At 64.5% G+C, this 19,071-nt stretch carries 18 protein-coding genes; 8 read left to right on the forward strand and 10 right to left on the reverse strand.

Annotated features, from left to right (window positions below; genetic code table 11):
* Window positions 1-2: 2 nt before the first annotated feature.
* The 5 genes from MJ8_RS02240 to MJ8_RS02260 all read right to left on the reverse strand — a co-directional run bounded on the left by MJ8_RS02240 (window position 3) and on the right by MJ8_RS02260 (window position 6,608).
* A complete protein-coding gene (locus MJ8_RS02240; protein WP_201412888.1) occupies window positions 3-1,238 on the reverse strand; it encodes a putative DNA modification/repair radical SAM protein in 1,236 nt (411 codons plus the stop codon).
* 88 nt (window positions 1,239-1,326) lie between these two features.
* Window positions 1,327-2,733: a glutamine synthetase family protein gene (locus MJ8_RS02245; RefSeq protein WP_201412889.1), complete on the reverse strand. Its 1,407-nt coding sequence runs from the start codon at window positions 2,731-2,733 to the stop codon at window positions 1,327-1,329.
* An 11-nt stretch (window positions 2,734-2,744) separates the two neighbouring features.
* On the reverse strand, window positions 2,745-4,127 hold the full coding sequence (locus MJ8_RS02250) for an aspartate aminotransferase family protein (RefSeq protein ID WP_201412890.1): 1,383 nt from the start codon (window positions 4,125-4,127) through the stop codon (window positions 2,745-2,747).
* Between the two features lie 235 nt (window positions 4,128-4,362).
* Window positions 4,363-5,337 carry a WD40 repeat domain-containing protein gene (locus MJ8_RS02255; protein ID WP_201412891.1) on the reverse strand — a complete coding sequence of 325 codons (975 nt, stop codon included), beginning with the start codon at window positions 5,335-5,337 and terminating at the stop codon, window positions 4,363-4,365.
* 230 nt (window positions 5,338-5,567) lie between these two features.
* Window positions 5,568-6,608 carry a CobW family GTP-binding protein gene (locus tag MJ8_RS02260; protein ID WP_201412892.1) on the reverse strand — a complete coding sequence of 347 codons (1,041 nt, stop codon included), beginning with the start codon at window positions 6,606-6,608 and terminating at the stop codon, window positions 5,568-5,570.
* 372 nt (window positions 6,609-6,980) lie between these two features.
* Here MJ8_RS02260 and MJ8_RS02265 point away from each other — a divergent pair, with 372 nt between their 5' ends.
* Window positions 6,981-7,454: a MarR family winged helix-turn-helix transcriptional regulator gene (locus MJ8_RS02265; protein ID WP_042645190.1), complete on the forward strand. Its 474-nt coding sequence runs from the start codon at window positions 6,981-6,983 to the stop codon at window positions 7,452-7,454.
* A gap of 82 nt (window positions 7,455-7,536) precedes the next feature.
* On the opposite strand, the gene MJ8_RS02270 is transcribed toward MJ8_RS02265, so the two are convergent.
* A complete protein-coding gene (locus tag MJ8_RS02270; protein WP_201412893.1) occupies window positions 7,537-8,418 on the reverse strand; it encodes an AraC family transcriptional regulator in 882 nt (293 codons plus the stop codon).
* Window positions 8,419-8,463: 45 nt separating this feature from the next.
* Here MJ8_RS02270 and MJ8_RS02275 point away from each other — a divergent pair, with 45 nt between their 5' ends.
* The 6 genes from MJ8_RS02275 to MJ8_RS02300 all read left to right on the forward strand — a co-directional run bounded on the left by MJ8_RS02275 (window position 8,464) and on the right by MJ8_RS02300 (window position 13,347).
* On the forward strand, window positions 8,464-8,871 hold the full coding sequence (locus tag MJ8_RS02275) for a DUF2000 family protein (RefSeq protein ID WP_201412894.1): 408 nt from the start codon (window positions 8,464-8,466) through the stop codon (window positions 8,869-8,871).
* 176 nt (window positions 8,872-9,047) lie between these two features.
* Window positions 9,048-9,932, forward strand: a complete 885-nt coding sequence (locus tag MJ8_RS02280; RefSeq protein WP_201412895.1) for a DMT family transporter — start codon at window positions 9,048-9,050, stop codon at window positions 9,930-9,932.
* 80 nt (window positions 9,933-10,012) lie between these two features.
* Complete coding sequence (locus MJ8_RS02285; protein WP_051334212.1) at window positions 10,013-11,035, forward strand: LacI family DNA-binding transcriptional regulator; 1,023 nt, start codon at window positions 10,013-10,015, stop codon at window positions 11,033-11,035.
* Window positions 11,032-12,015, forward strand: coding sequence for a 2-hydroxyacid dehydrogenase (locus MJ8_RS02290; protein WP_201412896.1), 984 nt, complete (start codon window positions 11,032-11,034; stop codon window positions 12,013-12,015). The genes MJ8_RS02285 and MJ8_RS02290 overlap by 4 nt, the downstream gene beginning before the upstream one ends.
* A 154-nt stretch (window positions 12,016-12,169) precedes the next feature.
* A complete protein-coding gene (locus tag MJ8_RS02295; RefSeq protein WP_201412897.1) occupies window positions 12,170-12,559 on the forward strand; it encodes a hypothetical protein in 390 nt (129 codons plus the stop codon).
* Between the two features lie 113 nt (window positions 12,560-12,672).
* The gene (locus MJ8_RS02300) at window positions 12,673-13,347 is read left to right on the forward strand and encodes an outer membrane protein (protein ID WP_201412898.1); all 675 of its coding nucleotides are present in this window, start codon (window positions 12,673-12,675) and stop codon (window positions 13,345-13,347) included.
* Between the two features lie 30 nt (window positions 13,348-13,377).
* Here the strand turns inward: MJ8_RS02300 and MJ8_RS02305 are convergent, their stop codons facing one another.
* Window positions 13,378-14,151 (reverse strand): gamma-glutamyl-gamma-aminobutyrate hydrolase family protein, encoded by a 774-nt coding sequence (locus MJ8_RS02305; protein WP_201412899.1) that lies wholly within the window; start codon window positions 14,149-14,151, stop codon window positions 13,378-13,380.
* A 267-nt stretch (window positions 14,152-14,418) separates the two neighbouring features.
* Here MJ8_RS02305 and MJ8_RS02310 point away from each other — a divergent pair, with 267 nt between their 5' ends.
* On the forward strand, window positions 14,419-15,528 hold the full coding sequence (locus tag MJ8_RS02310; RefSeq protein ID WP_071069519.1) for a TRAP transporter substrate-binding protein: 1,110 nt from the start codon (window positions 14,419-14,421) through the stop codon (window positions 15,526-15,528).
* An 88-nt stretch (window positions 15,529-15,616) separates the two neighbouring features.
* Here the strand turns inward: MJ8_RS02310 and MJ8_RS02315 are convergent, their stop codons facing one another.
* Genes MJ8_RS02315 through MJ8_RS02325 form a run of 3 tightly spaced genes read right to left on the reverse strand, consistent with a single transcriptional unit; the run spans window position 15,617 to window position 19,059 of the window.
* Window positions 15,617-16,645 (reverse strand): zinc-dependent alcohol dehydrogenase family protein, encoded by a 1,029-nt coding sequence (locus MJ8_RS02315; protein WP_201412900.1) that lies wholly within the window; start codon window positions 16,643-16,645, stop codon window positions 15,617-15,619.
* A gap of 12 nt (window positions 16,646-16,657) precedes the next feature.
* Window positions 16,658-18,457 (reverse strand): TRAP transporter large permease, encoded by a 1,800-nt coding sequence (locus tag MJ8_RS02320; RefSeq protein WP_201412901.1) that lies wholly within the window; start codon window positions 18,455-18,457, stop codon window positions 16,658-16,660.
* On the reverse strand, window positions 18,454-19,059 hold the full coding sequence (locus MJ8_RS02325; RefSeq protein ID WP_201412902.1) for a TRAP transporter small permease subunit: 606 nt from the start codon (window positions 19,057-19,059) through the stop codon (window positions 18,454-18,456). The genes MJ8_RS02320 and MJ8_RS02325 overlap by 4 nt, the downstream gene beginning before the upstream one ends.
* Window positions 19,060-19,071: the final 12 nt, after the last annotated feature.

Below are 19,071 nucleotides of genomic sequence, written 5' to 3' on the forward strand. Positions count from 1 at the left end.
GGTCAGAACAACGAAAGCTGCTCGCAGGAGCGGGTGATCGCCTGGCGCAGGCCGGCCTTGTCGGTCAGCGCGCCCGGCGACCAGCCTTCCGCGACGATGAAGGGCCGCACCTTGGCGACCGAATTGCAGAGGCGTCCGAGATCCTCCAGCCGCAGCCGCCGGTAACGGCGTGTCTCGATGATCCTGTCGACCACCTTGGCACCGAGGCCGGGAACGCGCAGCAGGGCTTCGCGCTCGGCGCGATTGACGTCGACCGGAAACCGGCCGCGATTGCGCAGCGCCCAGGCAAGCTTGGGGTCGATGGCAAGGTCGAGCATGCCGTCGCTGCTCCCGGCCAGGATCTCCGGCTGCGAGAAGCCGTAAAACCGCATCAGCCAGTCGGCCTGGTAGAGCCGGTGCTCACGCATCAGCGGCGGCCTGCGCAATGGCAGCGCCGAAGACGAATCGGGGATCGGGCTGAAGGCGGAATAGTAGACGCGGCGCAAATGATAGCTGCCATAGAGCCGGGCGCTGGCGCGCAAGATGCCGTCGTCGGATGTCTTGTCCGCGCCGACGATCATCTGCGTCGATTGGCCTCCCGGCGCGAAACGCTCCCGCCTGCGGCTCTGCATTGTCGGCTCGGCTTTTTCCTCGATCTTGCGGCGCAGCTTGGCCATCGATAACCGGATCGTTTCCGGCTTCTTCTCCGGCGCCAGCTTCTTCACGCTCTCGTCGGTCGGCAATTCGACATTGATCGACAGCCGGTCGGCATAGAAACCGGCCCTTTCGATCAGCTCGGCCGACGCTTCGGGAATGGTTTTCAGGTGAATATAGCCGCCGAATTTTTCCTCGATCCTGAGCCGCCGCGCCACCTCCACCATCTCGCCCATCGTCTCGTCCGGCGAGCGGATGACGCCTGACGACAGGAACAGTCCCTCGATGTAGTTACGGCGATAGAAATCCATGGTGAGCTTCACCACCTCCTCGACGGCGAAGCGAGCGCGCCGCACATTCGAGGACGAGCGGTTGATGCAATAGCTGCAATCGTAGATGCAGAAATTGGTCAGCAGGATTTTGAGCAGCGAAATGCAGCGCCCGTCCGGCGCGTAGGAATGGCAGATGCCGGAACCCTCGGTCGAGCCGATGCCCCCCGATCTCAGCGAGTCGCGTTTCGTCGATCCAGACGATGCGCAGGAGGCGTCGTATTTGGCGGCATCGGACAGGATCGCCAGTTTTTCGCGGACGGAAAGCACAGCCATTTGTTCATGATATGTTCCAGAAATGCAATTGGCTATAACTTTTGATTGCCGTCGGCAAAACGTGATCGCCGCGACACGAGACAGAGGCTCACACCTCGTGCAGGTAGAGATGGTAATCCAATTCGCTGACGGTGCGGGCGACGCGCAAATATTCGGCCTGCTTGATCGCCACGAAGGTCCGGTGCAGGTCGGGGCCGAGCGCCGACTTCAGGAAATCGGAGCCCTTGGCCGCTTCGATCGCGGCGCGCCAGTCGGCCGGCATGGTCGATTTTTCGGTCGCCTGTTCGTAGCCGTTGCCGGTCGTTTCGGGGCCGGGATCCAGACCTTCATCCAGGCCTTTGACGATGCCCGCCAGCACCGTCGCCGCCACCAGATAGGGATTGGCGTCGACGCCGGACGGCCGGTGCTCGATGCGGCGGTTCCTGGCGTCACCCGCCGGCACGCGCAGCGCCACCGAACGGTTGTTGACACCCCAGGTCGGCGCCACCGGCGCGTAGGATTGCGAGACGAAACGGCGCCATGAATTGGCGTGCGGCGCAAACACCAGCATCGATTCCGCCATGGCGTGGATCAGCCCGCCAAGCGCGTTGAGCAGCCTGGGCGACCATTTCTCGCCGGTGGCCTCGGTGAAGACGTTGCGGCCGGCATCGTCCTGCAGCGAGACGTGGAAATGCATGCCGGAGCCCGCATAGGCCTCGATGGGCTTGGCCATGAAACAGGCGGTGACGCCGTGCCGGCGCGCCTGCGCCCTGACCAGCCGCTTCAGCATGACGAGGTCGTCGGCCGCCCGCATCACGTCCTTGCGGTAGTTCAGCGTCAGCTCGTACTGGCCGGGCGCGTATTCCGAAATGACGGTCTCGGCCGGAATGCCCTGCGCCTTGGCCGCGGCATAAATGTCGGAAAGCAGCGGCTCCATACCATGCAGATGGTCGACCGAATAGACTTCTGTCTTGGCCGAGCGTCGGCCGTCGAGCACCGCGCGTGCGGGCTGCACCTTGCCATCCGCGTCGCGCTCGTTGGACAGCAGGAAAAATTCCAGCTCGAAGGCGCCGGCCGGATGCAGGCCGCGCGCCGCAAGCAGTTCCACCTGCCTTGCCAGCACGAGCCGCGGGTCGGAGGTCATCGGCTGGCCGTCGAGGTGGTACATCGACATCAGCACCTGGCCGCGCGCCGGGTTGGTGCCGAAGAGCGGCGCCAGAGTGCCCGGGATCGGCCATGCCCTGAGATCGCCGTCGCCGGTGTCCCACACCAGCCCGGTCTCGTGCACGTCCTCGCCCGTGATGTCGAGGCCGAGGATCGAGATCGGCAGGTGCCGGCCGTTCTCGAAAATGCCCATCAACTCGTGCCGGCGCACGATCTTGCCGCGGCCGATGCCGTTGGCGTCGGTGAGCACGATGTCGAACGCCTCTATGTCGGGATGGGCGTCGAGAAAGGCTTTTGCCTCGGCGGGCGTCGAGCCTGAAGGAGACGTGTTTACGGCGTTCGGATTGTCCATGGCCGCTTTTCTCACGCCGCAAGCTTGCCGGCAACCGCGGCGAAGGCGGCGATCAGCCGGCTTACCTGCGCGGACGTTGTCACCGGCGAGATCAGCATCATGTTGTGGAACGGCGCGATCAGCACGCCGCGATTGACGAGCGCCACATGGATGGCGGCTTCGAGCTCCGGCGCATGCGCCTTCTCGGCCTCGCCGCCATTGTGCAACGGTCCCGGCGCGCAGATGAATTCGACACGCGCGCCGACCCGCGCCACATGCCAAGGCAACTTGTTTCGCTGGATCACGGCGGAGAGCCCCGCATCGAGCCGGCGCGCCAGCCGCTCCATATGGGCGTAGGCTTCATCCGTCATCACCTCTTCCAGCGTCGCGCGCATCGCCGCGAATTGCAGCGGATTGGCCGACAGCGTCGTGCCCATGCCGGAATAGCCGGGTTCCTTGGTCCGGTTGTAGGCGCCGTAACGCGTGGCGATCTCCTCGCTCATGCCCCAGATGCTTGCCGGCACGCCGCCCGCCACCGGCTTGCCCAGCACGAACAGGTCCGGCTCCAGCCCGTGTTCGCGGATATAGCCGCCGGGGCCGGTGGAGATGGTGTGCGTCTCGTCGATCAGGAGCAGCGTGCCGGCCGCACGGGTCAGCCGCCGCAGCGCGTCGTGGAAGCCCGGTTCCGGCAGCACCATGCAGGAATTGGTCAGCACCGGCTCGGTGATGACGCAGGCGACATCGCGGTCCGCAAGCGCCGCTTCCAAGGCAGGGATGTCGTTGAACTCGACGACCTTGGTCGCCCGCGTGAGATCGCGGAATTCGCCGGCCAATCCAGGCCGGTTGACCGGCTTGCCGTCGATCAGCCGCACCATCGTCTCGTCGACCGAGCCGTGATAGCAGCCGTTGAAGACCAGGATCTTCTCGCGCCCGGTCACGGCGCGGGCGACGCGCAGCGCGAAGCGGTTGGCGTCGGTGGCGGTGGTGGCGATCTGCCAATAGGGCAGGCCGAAGCGCTGCTGCAGAAGCGGGCCGATCGCCAGCGCGTCCTCGCTGGGCAGCATGTAGGTCAGGCCGCGCGCGGCCTGCCGGCGGATGGCGCGCGCGACCGCCGGCGGCGAATGGCCGAGCATCGAGCCGGTGTCGCCAAGGCAGAAATCGTCGAGCCTGTTGCCGTCGATATCGGTGATGGTGGCGCCTTTGGCGCCGTCGACCAGGATCGGAAACGGCGTCGGCCAGTCGGTCATCCAATGCATCGGCACGCCGCCGAGGAAGCCGGCGATGCCGTTGCCAAGCTTCGCCTCGGATTTCGGCCGCGCCTTGCGGAAGGCAGCCACCTCCGCCTCGCGCAGCTCGGCGATGCGGGCGATGTCGATGCCGCCGATGGAATTCCTGGAACTGTCCGATGCCTGCATGAATGCCCCTCTGTTTCGCGCGGCACTCTGCCCATCGCTTGGCAAAACTGCAATTGGCCGTGGTGGGGGCGGGCGTTGGCTCAGGGAGTAGGGGAGTAGGGGAGTAGGGGAGTAGGGCAGTAGGGCAGTAGGGCAGTAGGGCAGTAGGGCAGTAGGGCAGTAGGGCAGTAGGGCAGTAGGGGAGGTGCTCGACCGCTGTCTCCCCACTCCCTTACTGCCTTACTCTCCTATTCCCCTAGGCAGTGATATCGATCACGCCGCAGTCGCCGGCGGCACTTCCGAATACGATGCGGCGCTCGTCCTTGTCCCACATCATCGAGGTGATGGCGCCCTTGCCGGGACGGCGCAGCAGCACTTCCTTGGCGTCGGCGAAGCGCGCCGCGATCACCATGCCGTCCTCATAGCCGATGGCGGTGACCTCCTGGCTCGGATGGCAGGCGACACAGGTCACCATGGTGTTGCCGCGTGTGCCGAGCTCCAGCGGCGCCTTGCCCATGGGGCCATCCTTGGCTTGGAACGGCCAGACGATCGCCGCCGGCGCGCCCGAGCTCGCCAGCCATTTGCCCTTCACGCTCCAGGACAGGCTCTTCACCTTGCCGGGATAGCCCGACATGCGCATGTGCTTGCCGTCGGCGAGCTTCCAGCCATGCAGCGCGTTTTCCTGCATGGTGGTGACGAGGAAGGCGCCGTCCGGCGAAAAGGTGATGCCGGTATGGGCGCCGGCCCATTCGAGCTCCACCGGCTTGCCTTCGGCGGCCGGGAAATGCAGCGTTGCGCCATTGTAGCGGGCAACGCCGAACCGCATGCCCTTGGGCGAGAAGGCCAGCCCCTCCACAGAGCGCGGATGCGCGAATTCCTTGATCTTGCCGTCGGCGAAACGCACGAAGGCGGTCTTGCCGGAGGCATAGGCGATCGCGCCCTGCGGTCCGGTGGCGACGCTGGTCACCCATTTTCTGCCGGCGCTTGCGAGTTCGCTCACCTCGCCGCCGGCCTTCACGGCAAACACCTTGCCGTCCTCGCCGCCGGTGACCAGCCGGTCGTTGGCCGCGTCATGAAAGGCGGCAAGCAGGCCGTCATTAGCCTGCACCGTCTTCTGCCCATTGTCCAAGCGATGGATCGCGCCGTCGGCCAAGGCGAAATGCGGCACGTCGTTGAGGAAGGCGGCGGCCACGCAATGGCCTTCGAGATCAAGCGGGGCGACTGTGGGCATGCAAACGGTCCGTTCGAGATTAGCCAGCGCGGCCAGGTGCGACCTTGCCTTCTCCCTTTGTGGGAGAAGGTGGATCGGCGCGCAATGCCGAGACGGTTGAGGGGGTGGGTGACGGATCGCCGTCATCGCCGAGCTGCAGCACCCCTCATCCGACCTCGCTTCGCGAGGCCACCTTCTCCCACAAGGGAAGAAGGAAGAACGGGCAGCGCTAGCGCTTGAAAGTCAGGAAATCAAGCCGCCTGGCAGGCCTCGAAGCTCTTCCTGAGCCGCTCCGCATCGAGATCGCGGCCGATGAAGACCAGCCGGCTCTCGTGCTTCTCGCCGTCCTTCCAGGGACGCTGGTGGTCGCCCTCGAGGATCATGTGCACGCCCTGCAGCACATAGCGATCCTCGTCGCCCTTGAGCGCGATGATGCCTTTCAGCCGCAGGATGTTCGGCCCTTCCATCTGGGTGACCTTCTCGATCCAGGGGAAGAACTTCTTCGGGTCCATCTCGCCGCCGCGCAGCGACACCGACTTTACCGTCACATCATGGATGTCGGAAGCATGATGGTGATGGTGATCGTGCCCATCATGATCGTGGTGGTCGTGATCATGGTCGTGATGATCGTGGTCGTGCGCGTCGAGGAAATGCGGATCGTTTTCCAGCGCGCGCGACAGGTCGAAGGCGCCGCGGTCGAGCACTTCGTTAAGCGCAACGCCCGAGCGCTGCGTGCGATGGATCTTTGCCGCCGGATTGATGGCGCGGACCGTCGCTTCGACCTTTTCCAGCTCTTCAGGCGTGACGAGGTCGGTCTTGTTCAGCACCACAACGTCGGCGAAGGCGATCTGGTCCTCGGCTTCTTTGGAATCCTTCAAGCGCAGCGGCAGATGCTTGGCGTCGACCAGCGCCACCACGGCATCGAGCTTGGTCTTGGTGCGCACGTCGTCATCCATGAAGAAAGTCTGCGCCACCGGCACTGGATCGGCGAGCCCCGTAGTCTCGACGACGATGGCGTCGAAGCGGCCGGGCCGGCGCATCAGGCCTTCGACGACACGGATCAGGTCGCCGCGCACCGTGCAGCACACGCAGCCATTGTTCATCTCGTAGATTTCCTCGTCGGATTCGACGATCAGGTCGTTGTCGATGCCGATCTCGCCGAACTCGTTGACGATGACGGCATAGCGCTTGCCGTGGTTCTCCGACAGGATGCGGTTGAGCAGCGTCGTCTTGCCCGCGCCGAGATAGCCGGTGAGAACGGTTACGGGGATTTGCGTCTGTGCATCGCTCATGGTTTGCCTCGAAAATCTTGGCGAAAATCTTGGATTGTCGGCCTCATATAGGATGTGGGGGCGGCTTTTGCACGCCTCAAACCGATAGGCCAGCCATCCGTTTGCCTCGGCAGCCGGACCGGGACGGAAAATTGGTGTCGAGGGTGGAACTTGGCAGGGCTCCTGCGGCAGCCGCGCCAAGCCGCTGTGAATCGCGCCGGTTCAAAAGTCGTTTGTCATCTAACTGAAATAAACATCTGGCATCACCTGCGCGGGCACCGCAATGCTTGCCGGCAAAGCGTTCCGCAAGCCGGATTCTTAGAGATCGTCATTTGCCAACCATCGGGCAGCCTCTATGCTGGCCGTGCCGGTTGGGCCGAAGAGGGAATGGCCATGGCCAAGGCGGACAAGACAGCGACAATGAGCCGGCTGCATTCGGCGGCGAGGTTGGCGCGCACGGCGCTCGCGGCGCGGCTTCTGGCGCATGGTTTCTATGCCGGCCAGGACCAGATCATGCTGGCGCTCGACCGCGAGGACGGCCAGACCCCCGGCAACCTCGCCGGCAAGCTCGGCGTGCGGCCGCCGACCATCACCAAGACGATCAACCGGCTGCAGGCGCAGGGTTTCCTCGAAAAGCGCGCCTCCAACGCCGACGCCCGCCAGGCCCATATCTTCCTGACCGAGTCCGGCCGCGAAACCATTCGCGCCATCGAGAAGTCGGTCAAGAAGACCGAGAAGCAGGCGCTGAGGGGCCTCGACAAGAAGGACCAGAAGGCGCTGTTCAAGCTGCTCGCCCGCATCGAGGCGAATTTGTCGAACGAAGATCTGGTCCTGATCGACGACGACGCGGAGATGGACGAAGCGTAAGCGCGACGCGCAGCGTCGTCGCTCCACGCACCGCGTCAGCGTTGTGAGCCCGCCGCGCAGCGTCGTCGCTCCGCCCGACCCGTTAGCGTTGTAAGCGACGCTGACGCGCCGCGCTCACCAGCGTCGCCCAGCGCCCCGGCGTCATGCCGAACGCCTTCTTGAAATGCCGGTTGAAATGGCTCTGGTCGCTGAAGCCGGCGCCGGCGGCGATTTCAGCCAGCGACTCGCCCTCGGCGATCATGCGCCGCGCTTTTTGCAGCCGGCGCATCAACAGGAAGCGATGCGGGCTGGTCGAATAGGTGGCGCGAAAATGGCGCGACAGCGCGTAGCGGTCGAGGCCGGTGACGGCCTCCAGCTCATCGGAATGCACTGCACGCTCGGCATTCTCTTCCAGATAGTCGCGCGCAAGCGTCGCCGCGCGCCAGGCGGTCTTGCTCGCTGACTTTGCCGGCTTTCCCGCGTGGCGCCTCAGATGCTGCGCCAGTTGCGAGACGAAATCCGCCACGAACAGGTCGCCGAGCTCTTCGTCCAACGGCGCCAACGCCGAGAGCAGCGTGTCCCGCAGCGCCGGATCGTCGACCACCGCCTCACGCACGAAAGGCAGCGGCTCGCCGCCAAGGCAGTCGAGCAGCAGGGATGGCTCCAGGTAAAGGATCCTGTAGCGCAGCCCATCCTCCGTGCCGGCGCCGCCATCGTGCAATTCGTCCGGATGCAGCACGATCGCCTGGCCGGGCAGGCTGTGTTGCAGCGCGCCGCGATAATGGAAGCGCTGCACGCCGTTGAGTGTCACGCCGATGGCATAAGTGTCGTGCCGGTGCAGCTCGAAGGCGTTGCCGTGGAAGCGCGCCTCGATGCGTTCGAGGCCAAGCCCGCCCGGCGCCGGGACGATGCGATCGCCATTGGCCGCACCCGCGCACGAACGTTCAAGACCTTCCTTCGCTTCCGCGCCTAGAGCCTGCGCCATCGCCCTGTTCCGCCCGTCATGGGCCATCCCGGAGTCTCAATCTTGGTGTTCGATACGAAAATTGCAATTGTCCTGAGAGACGATCTGCCGGTGTGGCAGAAGCTCAACGTCACCGCGTTCCTGACCAGCGGCATCGTCGCGCAGTTCCCCGAGATCATCGGCGAGCCCTATCGCGATCGCGCCGGCAACCTCTACAACCCGATGTCGATCCAGCCGGTCATCGTCCTGTCGGCCGACGTGGCGACGCTGGGCGCCATCCATCGCCGGGCCTTGGAGCGCGGCGTGACCACATCCGCCTATGTCGAGGAGATGTTTTCGACCGGCCACGACGTAGCCAACCGCGCGGTATTCGCCCAATTCGCGCCGGACGACGCCAAGATCGTCGGCATCGCCTTACGCGCCGAAAAGAAGCTCGTCGACAAGATCACCAAGGGCGCCCGCATGCATGGCTGAACGGGCGGGCATTGTTGCAGCGGCCGCATTTGGTCCGGCCAAGCCGGACAATTGGCTTGCCGGCAAGCTTTGATTGCCGCAAAGGTGGGCCTCCGCCTCTGCTTTCTCTCGGCCCGAATTTGTCTGCTTCCCGAACCCAAGACGACAGCGCAACGCCCCCCGCGGCGATGCTTTTGATGCTTTGCGTCTATGTCTGCTTCACCTTCCTCGACACCTCCAGCAAATACCTAGTGCTGGCCGGCGTCTCGGCGCTGGTCGTCGCCTGGGCTCGTTTCGCCGTACATGTGCTGCTCGTCGGCCTCTTCCTGCGCGGCTGGCGCGAGCCGGCGCGCTTTCGCGCCAACAACCTGCCGGCGCATATATTGCGCGGCTGCATGCTTTTCGGCTCGACAATGTTCAACATCCTGGCGCTGAAGACGCTGCAGCTTGCCGAAACCACCTCGATCTATTTCTTCGGCCCGATGGTCATCACCGCCCTTGCCGGCCCGTTGCTCGGCGAATGGGCCGGCTGGCGGCGCTGGCTGGCGATCCTCGCCGGCTTTGTCGGTGTCCTGATCATCACCCGGCCCGGCGTCGGCGTGTTCGGCATCGGCCATCTCTTCGCGCTCTGCTCGATGCTGTCGAACAGCTTCTACGTCATCATGACGCGGCGCATGTCCTCGACCGAAACATCCGAAAGCCTGATCCTATTCTCGGCGCTCGCGCCGTCGGTGCTATTGGCGCCGATGCTTGCCTTCTCGCCGACGCTGCCGCACGGCGGCTTTCAATGGTTCATCGTCCTGATGCTGGGCGTCTTCGGCGCCGGCGGCCACTATCTGCTGGTCAGGGCCTATCGGCTGGCGACCACGACGCAACTGGCGCCTTTCCCATACTCGCAGATGGTGTGGATGATCATCTCCGGCTGGGTGATCTTCCACCAGTTCCCCGACCGCTGGACCTTGCTCGGCGCCGCCATCATCGTTGCCAGCGGCCTCTACATCATCCACCGCGAGCACAGGCTCCGCGTGCGCAACTCCGCCTCACTCGACACCGAGGCCGAGGCACTGGCGAAAAAACTTTGATTTGGTCCCGATCAATGGCATAAGGCCGAATTTAAACAATTTAAAGACCTGCATTGAGAGACCCTGGGGAGCGAAGGGCACTGGCACAGAAGATCAAGCTTTCGACGATCGCGGATGCGCTCGGTGTGTCCACGGCAACGGTATCGCTGGCGTTGCGCGACAGCCCGCTGGTCGCAGGCGCCACGCGCGAGCGCATCAAGGAGCATGCCCGCGCCATCGGCTATATCTACAACCGCCGTGCCGCTTCGCTGCGCACCTCGCGCTCCGGCATTGTCGGCGTCGTCGTTCACGACATCATGAACCCGTTCTTCGCCGAGATCCTGCGCTCGATCGAAAGCGAGCTCGACCGCAGCCGGCAGACGTTCATCCTCTCCAACCATTACGACCAGCTGGAAAAGCAGCGCACCTTCATCGACACGCTGCTGCAGCTCGGCGCCGACGGTGTCATCATGTCGCCGGCCATCGGCACGCCGGCCGAGGACATCATCATGGCCGAGGAAAACGGCCTGCCGGCGGTGCTGATCGCGCGCACCGTTGCCGGCGCGGACGTGCCGGTGTTCCGCGGCGACGATGCCTATGGCACGGCACTGGCCACCAATCACCTGATCTCGCTCGGCCACAAGCGTATCGCCATGGTCGGCGGCACCGACCAGACCTCGACCGGCCGCGACCGCTACCAGGGTTATCTCAACGCGATGGAGGCGGCCGGCCTGGAGGTGAAGCCGTCCTGGCGCATTCCGGGGCCGCGCACCAAGCAGGCGGGGTTCGAGGCCGCGGGGCAGTTTCTGGCGCTGAAGGACAAGCCCACGGCCGCATGCTGCTGGAACGACCTGGTCGCGATCGGGTTGATGAACGGCATCGCGCGCGCCGGCCTCGTGCCCGGCGTCGATATTTCGGTCACCGGCTACGACGATCTCGAGGAGGCGGCCATCGCGACACCGGCGCTGACCACGGTCTGGAACGGGCAGCGCGAGGTCGGCCGCCGCGCCGCGAGCGCCTTGCTCGACAAGTTGAACGGGCAGGCAGTGCGGCCCTCGCAGGAGCTGATCAAGCCGGAACTGCATGTGCGGCAGTCGACCGGCAAGCCGGTGGAGCGTGCATGACCAGGCCTGAAGGAAAATTGCCGGTCGCCATCCTGGTGCCCGCCGATTTCAACGACCATGCCGTCGGCCGCATCGACAAGGCGTTCGAGCCTGTGCGGATCGAACGCGCCGATCCCGGGCTGGTGACGGAGGAGATGCGCGCCAAGGTACGCGGCATCGCCTCCTACGCGGGCATCAGCGCGGCGATGATCGACGCGCTGCCCAATCTCGAGATCATCGCCAGCTTCGGCGTCGGCTACGATTCCATCGACGCCAGTCACGCGGCCAAGCGCGGCGTCATGGTCACCAACACGCCCGACGTCCTGACCGAGGAGGTCGCCGACACCGCCATCGGCCTTTTGATCAACACCGTTCGCGAGCTCTACGCCGCCGAGAAATGGCTGCGCGACGGCGATTGGGTGAAGAAGGGCAATTATCGCCTGAGCCGGCTTACCTTGCGCGGCCGCAGCGTCGGCATTTTCGGCATGGGCCGCATCGGCCGGGCCGTCGCCCGCCGCCTCGAAGCCTTCGGCCTGCCGGTCGCCTACCACAACCGCCGCAAGGTCGAAGGCCTGCCTTACGACTACCATGCCACTTTGAAGGGGCTTGCCGAGGCCGTCGACACGCTGATCTGCGTTGCGCCGGGCGGCGCCGCCACCGAGAAGGCGATCAATGCCGAAATCTTGTCGGCGTTGGGTTCGAACGGCGTCTTCGTCAATATCGGCCGCGGCTCGACGGTCGACGAGGCAGCGCTCGCCGCCGCCCTCGAAAGCAGCACCATAGCCGCCGCCGGGCTCGACGTCTTCGCCGACGAGCCGAATGTATCGCGGGCCCTGCTCGACGCCCCCAACGCTTCGCTCCTGCCGCATGTCGGTTCAGCGTCGGTCCACACCCGCCGCGCCATGGCGGATCTCTGCGTCGACAATCTCGTCGCCTGGTTCACAGAGCGCCGGCCGCTGACGCCCGTGCCGGAGACGATCAACGTCAAGCCGCGCGGCTAGAGCAATTCCAGAAAAAGCGTGAGCGGTTTCAACCCATGGACGTCGAACTGCTCCGGACGCTTCCGCCACATGTGTTAATGCTTGCGAAGCAGATTAACCGCCGCTTAACCCTTTGAATTCATTCTTCATACATAATTGAGTGTGGAGAAGCGGCGTGAAGCTGGTTGCCGGGTTGGCTGTGTCGGTTGCGTTGTTCGGAGGCGCGCATGTCCTGTATGGCGGCCAAGGCCAGAGCACGGCTGTCGAGACCGCCTCGTCAAGCGCCTATCGATTGACGGCCAATGGCGACGAAGCCGCCTGCGCCGTGCAGCGGGGAGCTCGGGTCTCGGACGGCCTGTCGCGGCTCGACGTCGCTCCGGACTGCCGCAAGCTGATGCCCGGCATCGAGCGTGTGAAATTCTGGCGCGAGCAGGCGGACGGCTCGGTCGCTTTCAGCGAGAACGGCATGGACGCTATCGTCACCTTTGGCGTCGCCGATGGCGACGGCTACGAATCCTACGCGCCCGCCGCGCCGCTTCTGGCGCTGAATAGCGGCAGCCAGTAGTCCCTAGGCGTGGTCTTTTTGCAACTTCGGATCGGAAAACATCTCTGAGGTGCTCGCCTGTCTTGCAACGCAACCAAAGCCGATTAGGTGTATCGTAGCTTTGGGGTGCTTAAATGAAGTCCTTTCTTCTTGCTTCGACCATTCTTGCCTTGTTTCCGGCCAGCGCCTTTGCGGCCGACGCGCTTTCTCCTGCTGCTCCGGCAGCTTATGAGTGGAGCGGCTTCTATGGCGGCGTCCAACTCGGCTATGGCTGGGGCAAGGTAAAGAGTCACGATTCTGAGATGGCCACTGGCTTTTCCGATTGGGCCGACTCCTGGAAAAGCGATGGAGTCCTGGGTGGCATTCATATCGGCTACAACCAGGCTTACGATCAATTCGTCCTTGGCGCCGAAGCCGACATTGAAGCCTCGGGAATGAGCGGATCAGTGGATTCGGCATTTGCAGGCAACATCAAGACCAAGATCGACGTACAGGGCTCGCTGCGGGCGCGCCTTGGTTATGCGATGGGGCCGGCTCTTCTTTACGCTACGGGCGGTCTCGCCGTCGCTCACTTCGACACCAAATATGATGATGGCGTAACAACTGATAGCTCATCCCACACCAAAGCCGGTTGGACAGTGGGCGCAGGCGTCGAGTATGCATTCACGCCGAACTGGACGACGCGCGTCGAATATCGCTACAGCGATTTCGGCAAATTTACTGACAATCCGGCAACCGACGGCGGGTTTCTTTACCCCACCGACGTGACGACGCACGCCGTGCGCGTCGGCTTCAGCTACAAGTTCTGATCTCGAAAGGCGGCTTGAAGCGCCGCCATTCTATTCCGCTGCGGCGCGGGCGCCCGTCTTTGCCGCCGCATGCAGCCGCACGGCGTCGCCGAAGGCCTTGAAGATCTTGGCGGAATTGCTGTCCGATTTCACCCAGTATTCGGGGTGCCATTGCACGCCGACCGCAAAGGCCCGCGCATCCTTGACGGAGACCGCTTCGATCGTGCCGTCGGTGGCCAAAGCCTCGATTTGCAGTTTCGAGCCGAGCCGGTCGATTCCCTGCCGATGCAGCGAGTTGACCTTGATGTCTCCGGCGCCGAACACGCCGGCAAGGCAGCTTCCCGGCTTGATCGAGACCGTCTGATGGATGGCGAAGCGCTCGTCCTGATTGTCGCTCACCGGCGCGCGGTGATCGAGCGAGCCTTCCCGCTCCTGGATTTCGGTGCCCAGCGTGCCACCAAGCGCAACGTTCAGCTCCTGGATGCCACGGCAGATGGCAAGCAGCGGCACGCCGCGCTCGAGCGCCTTGCGGATCAGCGGCAGCGTGGTGGCGTCGCGCGCCGGATCGTAGGGGCCGTTGGCTTCGCTCGGGTCGCCATCGTAAAGCGAGGGATGGACGTTGGATTTCGAACCCGTCAGCATGACGCCGTCGACGGACGACAGCAATTCGTCTAGGTCGAGCCGGTCGCCGAAGGACGGCACCAGCAGCGGGAACACGCCGGCGCCCGTGATCGCGGCTTCCAGATATTGCTGGGGCGCGGCGTGCCAGGTGTAATTGTCGAACTGGCGGACGTCGGTCGAGACTGCGACGAGCGGCTGCTGCATTTTGGGTTTGGTTTCCATCAGGCCAAGGATTTGTTCTGCCTATAAAATAAGCGATCCGCCGCGGCTTTTCCATGGCAAGTTTCGCCGCCTCGCATGGGCCAGGCAAGCGGATATTAGACTATAGTTGCAGTGGGCCGCTGAGAACGGCCGCAAGCTTGGCCGGGGCGCTGGACTCGACTTCTTGCCCGTGTATGTTTCTCCCCCAACCGGTCCGGACACCGAGGATGTCCGGGCATCGGTAAGCTGATCCGCAAGGGAGGAAACTTAATGGATCGTCGTTCATTCATTCGCAAGGCCGGAGCCTCCGGCGTGGGTGCCGCCGCAGCGGCCGCCGCACTCGCCACGCCGGCTATTGCCCAGTCCAACCCGAAAGTGACTTGGCGGCTGGCGTCGTCCTTCCCGAAGTCGCTCGACACGATCTATGGCGGCGCCGAAGTCTTCTCCAAGATGCTGTCGGAAGCGACCGACGGCAATTTCCAGATCCAGGTCTTCGCCTCGGGCGAGCTTGTGCCCGGCCTGCAGGCGGCCGATGCCACCGCCGCCGGCACCGTCGAAGCGGCCCACACCGTGGCCTATTATTACTGGGGCAAGGACCCCACCTGGGCGTTGGGCGCGGCCGTGCCCTTCTCGCTCAACGCGCGCGGCATGAACGCCTGGCACTACCATGGCGGCGGCATCGACCTGTTCAATGAATTCCTTGGAACGCAAGGGCTGTACGGTCTGCCGGGCGGCAATACAGGCGTCCAGATGGGTGGCTGGTTCCGCAAGGAAATCAACAGCGTCGCCGATCTGTCGGGCCTCAAGATGCGCATCGGCGGATTTGCCGGCAAGGTCGTCGAAAAGCTCGGCGTGGTGCCGCAGCAGATCGCCGGCGGCGACATCTACCCGGCGCTGGAAAAGGGCACCATCGACGCCGCAGAATGGGTCGGCCCCTATGATGACGAGAAGCTCGGCTTCTACAAGGTCGCGCCCTATTACTATTATCCCGGCTGGTGGGAAGGCGGCCCCACTGTCCATCTCCTGTTCAACAAGGCGAAATACGAAGAGCTTTCACCGACTTACAAATCGCTGGTTCGCACCGCGGCGCAGGCCGCGGACGCCAACATGCTGCAGAAATACGACTATGTGAATCCGCCGGCGGTGCGGCGGCTTGTGGCCGGCGGCGCCAAGCTCAGGCCGTTCAGCCAGGAGATCATGGCCGCCTGTTTCGAGAAGGCCAACGAGGTCTACGCCGAGATGGAATCCAACAACGCGCCGTTCAAGAAGATTTGGGAATCGATCAAGGCCTTCCGCAAGGAGCACTACCTTTGGGCCCAGGTCGCCGAATACAATTACGACACCTTCATGATGGTGCAGCAGCGCAACGGCAAGCTGTAGGAAGGTTAGCCCTTCTTCCCGTATAGAGACGGGGAGAGGGGCGCTGTTCTCGGCGGTTTCGCCAATCGCCGACCTGCAAGACCGCGTCTCAGCCCCGATCCGGCACCACCAGCACCTTGACCTCGCCCGGCGCCGGCGGGCTGGCGATCACCTGCGGCGCTTCTCCCAGGCTGACCTGCCTCGATATCAGCCTGTCGACCTCGATCGCTCCGGAGGCGATCAGTTGCGCCGCCCTGCCATGCGTGAATGGGTTGAGGAAGGAGCCCAGCACCTTCAATTCGCGGAACAGAAGATCGAACGGCTCGATTTCCACCTTCATGCCTTGCGGCACGACGCCGACGATGACGACCGTGCCGCCGGCCCGAGCCATGCGCACCGACTGCTCTACCGTGTCGCGAACGCCGGCGCATTCCAGCACCACGTCGGCACCGCCGGGCACCAGGCCCTTCGGGCCGGCGACGGCCGCGATCGGGTCGCCGGCGCCTGGGTCGATCGTCGCGGTCGCGCCGAGCGCCTCGGCAAGCGCGCGGCGGGAGGCCTGCCTGGTCGACAGGATGATGGTTGCCGCGCCCGCGAGCTTGGCCAACTGCACGACGAGCAGGCCGATGACGCCGCCGCCGAGCACCACGACCGACGCGCCCGGCCGGATCGCGGCAAGGTCGACGCCATGGAGGCAGCAGGCGAGCGGCTCGCAGAAGGCGCCATGCGTCGGCTTGAGGTTTGCCGGCAGCCGGAAGGCCTGCTTGTGCGGCATCAGCACGTAATCGGCGAAGCCGCCGTCGCGATGGATGCCGATGGCGCGCAGATTGCTGCAGAGATTGACGCGGCCGGCATGGCAATGGGCGCAGCGCCCGCAGGCGATGTTGGGATCGCCGGTGACGCGGTCGCCGACGGCAATCCCCGACACCGCCTGGCCGACAGCTTCGACGATGCCGGAGAATTCATGGCCGAGCGTCACCGGCGGCGTGCAGGGAAACTCGCCGTGGAAGAGGTGCCGGTCGGTGCCGCAGACGCCGCAGGCCTCGATCCGCACCAGGACGTCCTCCGGTCCCGGCGAAGGCTTGTCCACTTCGCGTAGCGCGATGCTGCCGATTGCTTCCAGCCGGACGGCTCTCATGACGTGGTCACCTCAATTGAAACTCGGCGGCTTCGAAAGGTCGGGCGCCGGCGTCGCCGGCTTGGCAGGCGTGGTGTCGCCGAAATTCGGCGGCTGTGACAGATCGGGCGTGCCGGGCGCGGCAGGGGCGGGGGCGCCGCCATTGGCCGGAGCCGCGCCATTGTCCGCCGGCGGCGTGCCGAGCGGCGACAGCGACGGCATGTCGGGCAGCTTGAGATCGATCGTGCTGGGCTCCACCACGGCGCCCTTGTAGCGCATCACCATCTGCGGGAAGGCGATGGTGAGCCCGATCATGATCACCTGGATCAGGACGAACGGCACGGCGCCCCAATAGATCTGCCCGGTGGTAACAGGCGCGATCTGCTTCCCGGTGATTCGATCGAGATAAGGCACGCGAGCCGCGACCGAACGCAGGTAGAACAGCGCGAAGCCGAAGGGCGGATGCATGAAGCTGGTCTGCATGTTGACGCCGAGCAGCACGCCGAACCAGATCAGGTCGATGCCGAGCTTGTCGGCGGCAGGCGCCAGAAGCGGCACGATGATGAAGGCGAGCTCGAAGAAATCGAGGAAGAAGGCGAGCACGAAGACCAGGATGTTGACGCCGATCAGGAAGCCTGTCTCGCCGCCGGGCAGCGAGGTCAACAGGTGCTCGACCCAGATATGGCCGTTGACGCCGTAGAAGGTGAGCGAAAAGACGCGCGCGCCGATCAGGATGAACAGCACGAAGGAGGAAAGCCTGGTCGTCGAGGCCAGTGCCTGGTTGACGACTTCCCTCGTCAGGCGGCCTTTCATCGCCGCCATGATGAGCGCGCCGACAGCGCCCATGGCGCCGCCTTCGGTCGGCGTGGCGATGCCGAGGAAGATCGTGCCCAGCACCAGGAAGATCAGTGCCAGCGGCGGGATCAGCACGATCACCACCTGCTGCGCCAGCTTGGACATCATGTTGATGCGGAGCCGCTGATCGACGATGGCAACGACATAGATGACGATGACGCCGACGGCGAAGCCGAGGATGTCGGCGTTGTCGCCGTGCGTCGGCGCGAGATAGCGATAGGCGCCGTAGGAGATGGCGCCGGTGATGAGCAGCGCCACGATCAGCGACAGCACGCCGTGGCCGAGCGTGCGGGCTTCGAGCGGCAGCGCCGGCATCGAGTTCGGCCGGACGATCGACATGATCAGGATATAGAGCATGTAGATGCCGGTCAGCACGAGGCCGGGGATCAGCGCGCCGGCATACATGTCGCCGACCGAGCGTCCGAGCTGGTCGGCAAGCACGATCAGCACCAGCGACGGCGGGATGATCTGGGCGAGCGTGCCGGAGGCGGCGATGACACCGGACGCCAGCCTGCGGTCATAGCCGTAACGCAGCATGATCGGCAGCGAGATCAGCCCCATGGCGATGACGGAGGCGGCGACCACGCCGGTCGTGGCGGCAAGCAGCGCGCCGACGAAGATCACGGCATAGGCAAGCCCGCCGCGGATCGGCCCGAACAGCTGGCCGATCGTGTCGAGCAGGTCCTCGGCCATGCCGGAGCGTTCGAGCACGATGCCCATGAAGGTGAAGAAGGGTATCGCCAGGAGCGTGTCGTTCGACATCACCCTGGTGCCGTAGAAATTGTCGGGCAGCGCATGCAGCAGCGGCCAGGCAAGGTTGATCGACCCGCCGGAATAGGGCGAGACCAGCACGCCGATGAAGAAGAACAGCAAGCCATTTGCGGCGAGCGAGAAGGCGACGGGATAGCCGATCAACAGGAAGACGATCAGCGAGGCGAACATGATCGGCGCCATGTTCTGCGCGATGAATTCGATCATGGGCGGGCCTCGCCCGCGATCGCCTTGGCTTCCTCGGCCAGCGCCTTTGCCTCGAGCTCGGCCTGCTCATGCGCCGACACGAAGGGGTTGGGATCGTCCATGTCGCCGCGCATGATGGCGATCTTCTTGATGATCTCGGAAACCCCCTGCAGCGCGAGCAGGAAGAAGCCGGCCAGCAGGATGGCCTTGGCCGGCCACACGATCAGCCCGCCGGCATTGGTCGACATCTCGCCGCTGCGGAAGGACAGCGACACATAAGGCACGAAATAGATCACCATCAGCACGACGAAGGGCATCAGGAAGAACAAGTGGCCGAAGAGGTCGATCCAGTGCTGCACGCGCCGCGGGAACATGCCGTAGACGATATCGATGCGGATATGATCGTTCTGCTTCAGCGTGTAGGCGGCAGCCAGCATGAAGGCGGCGCCGAACAGATACCATTGCAGCTCCAGCCAGGCATTGGAGGAGGTATCGAACACCTTGCGAATGACGGCGTTGCCGGCGCTCACCAGGATCGCGAGCAGGATCAGCCAGGAGACCCAACGGCCGATGAACTCATTGATGCGGTCGATCGTCCTGGATAGAGCGAGCAGCCCTGCCATGCATTGTCCTCC

Source organism: Mesorhizobium sp. J8, from assembly GCF_016591715.1.
Taxonomy (GTDB): Bacteria; Pseudomonadota; Alphaproteobacteria; order Rhizobiales; family Rhizobiaceae; genus Mesorhizobium.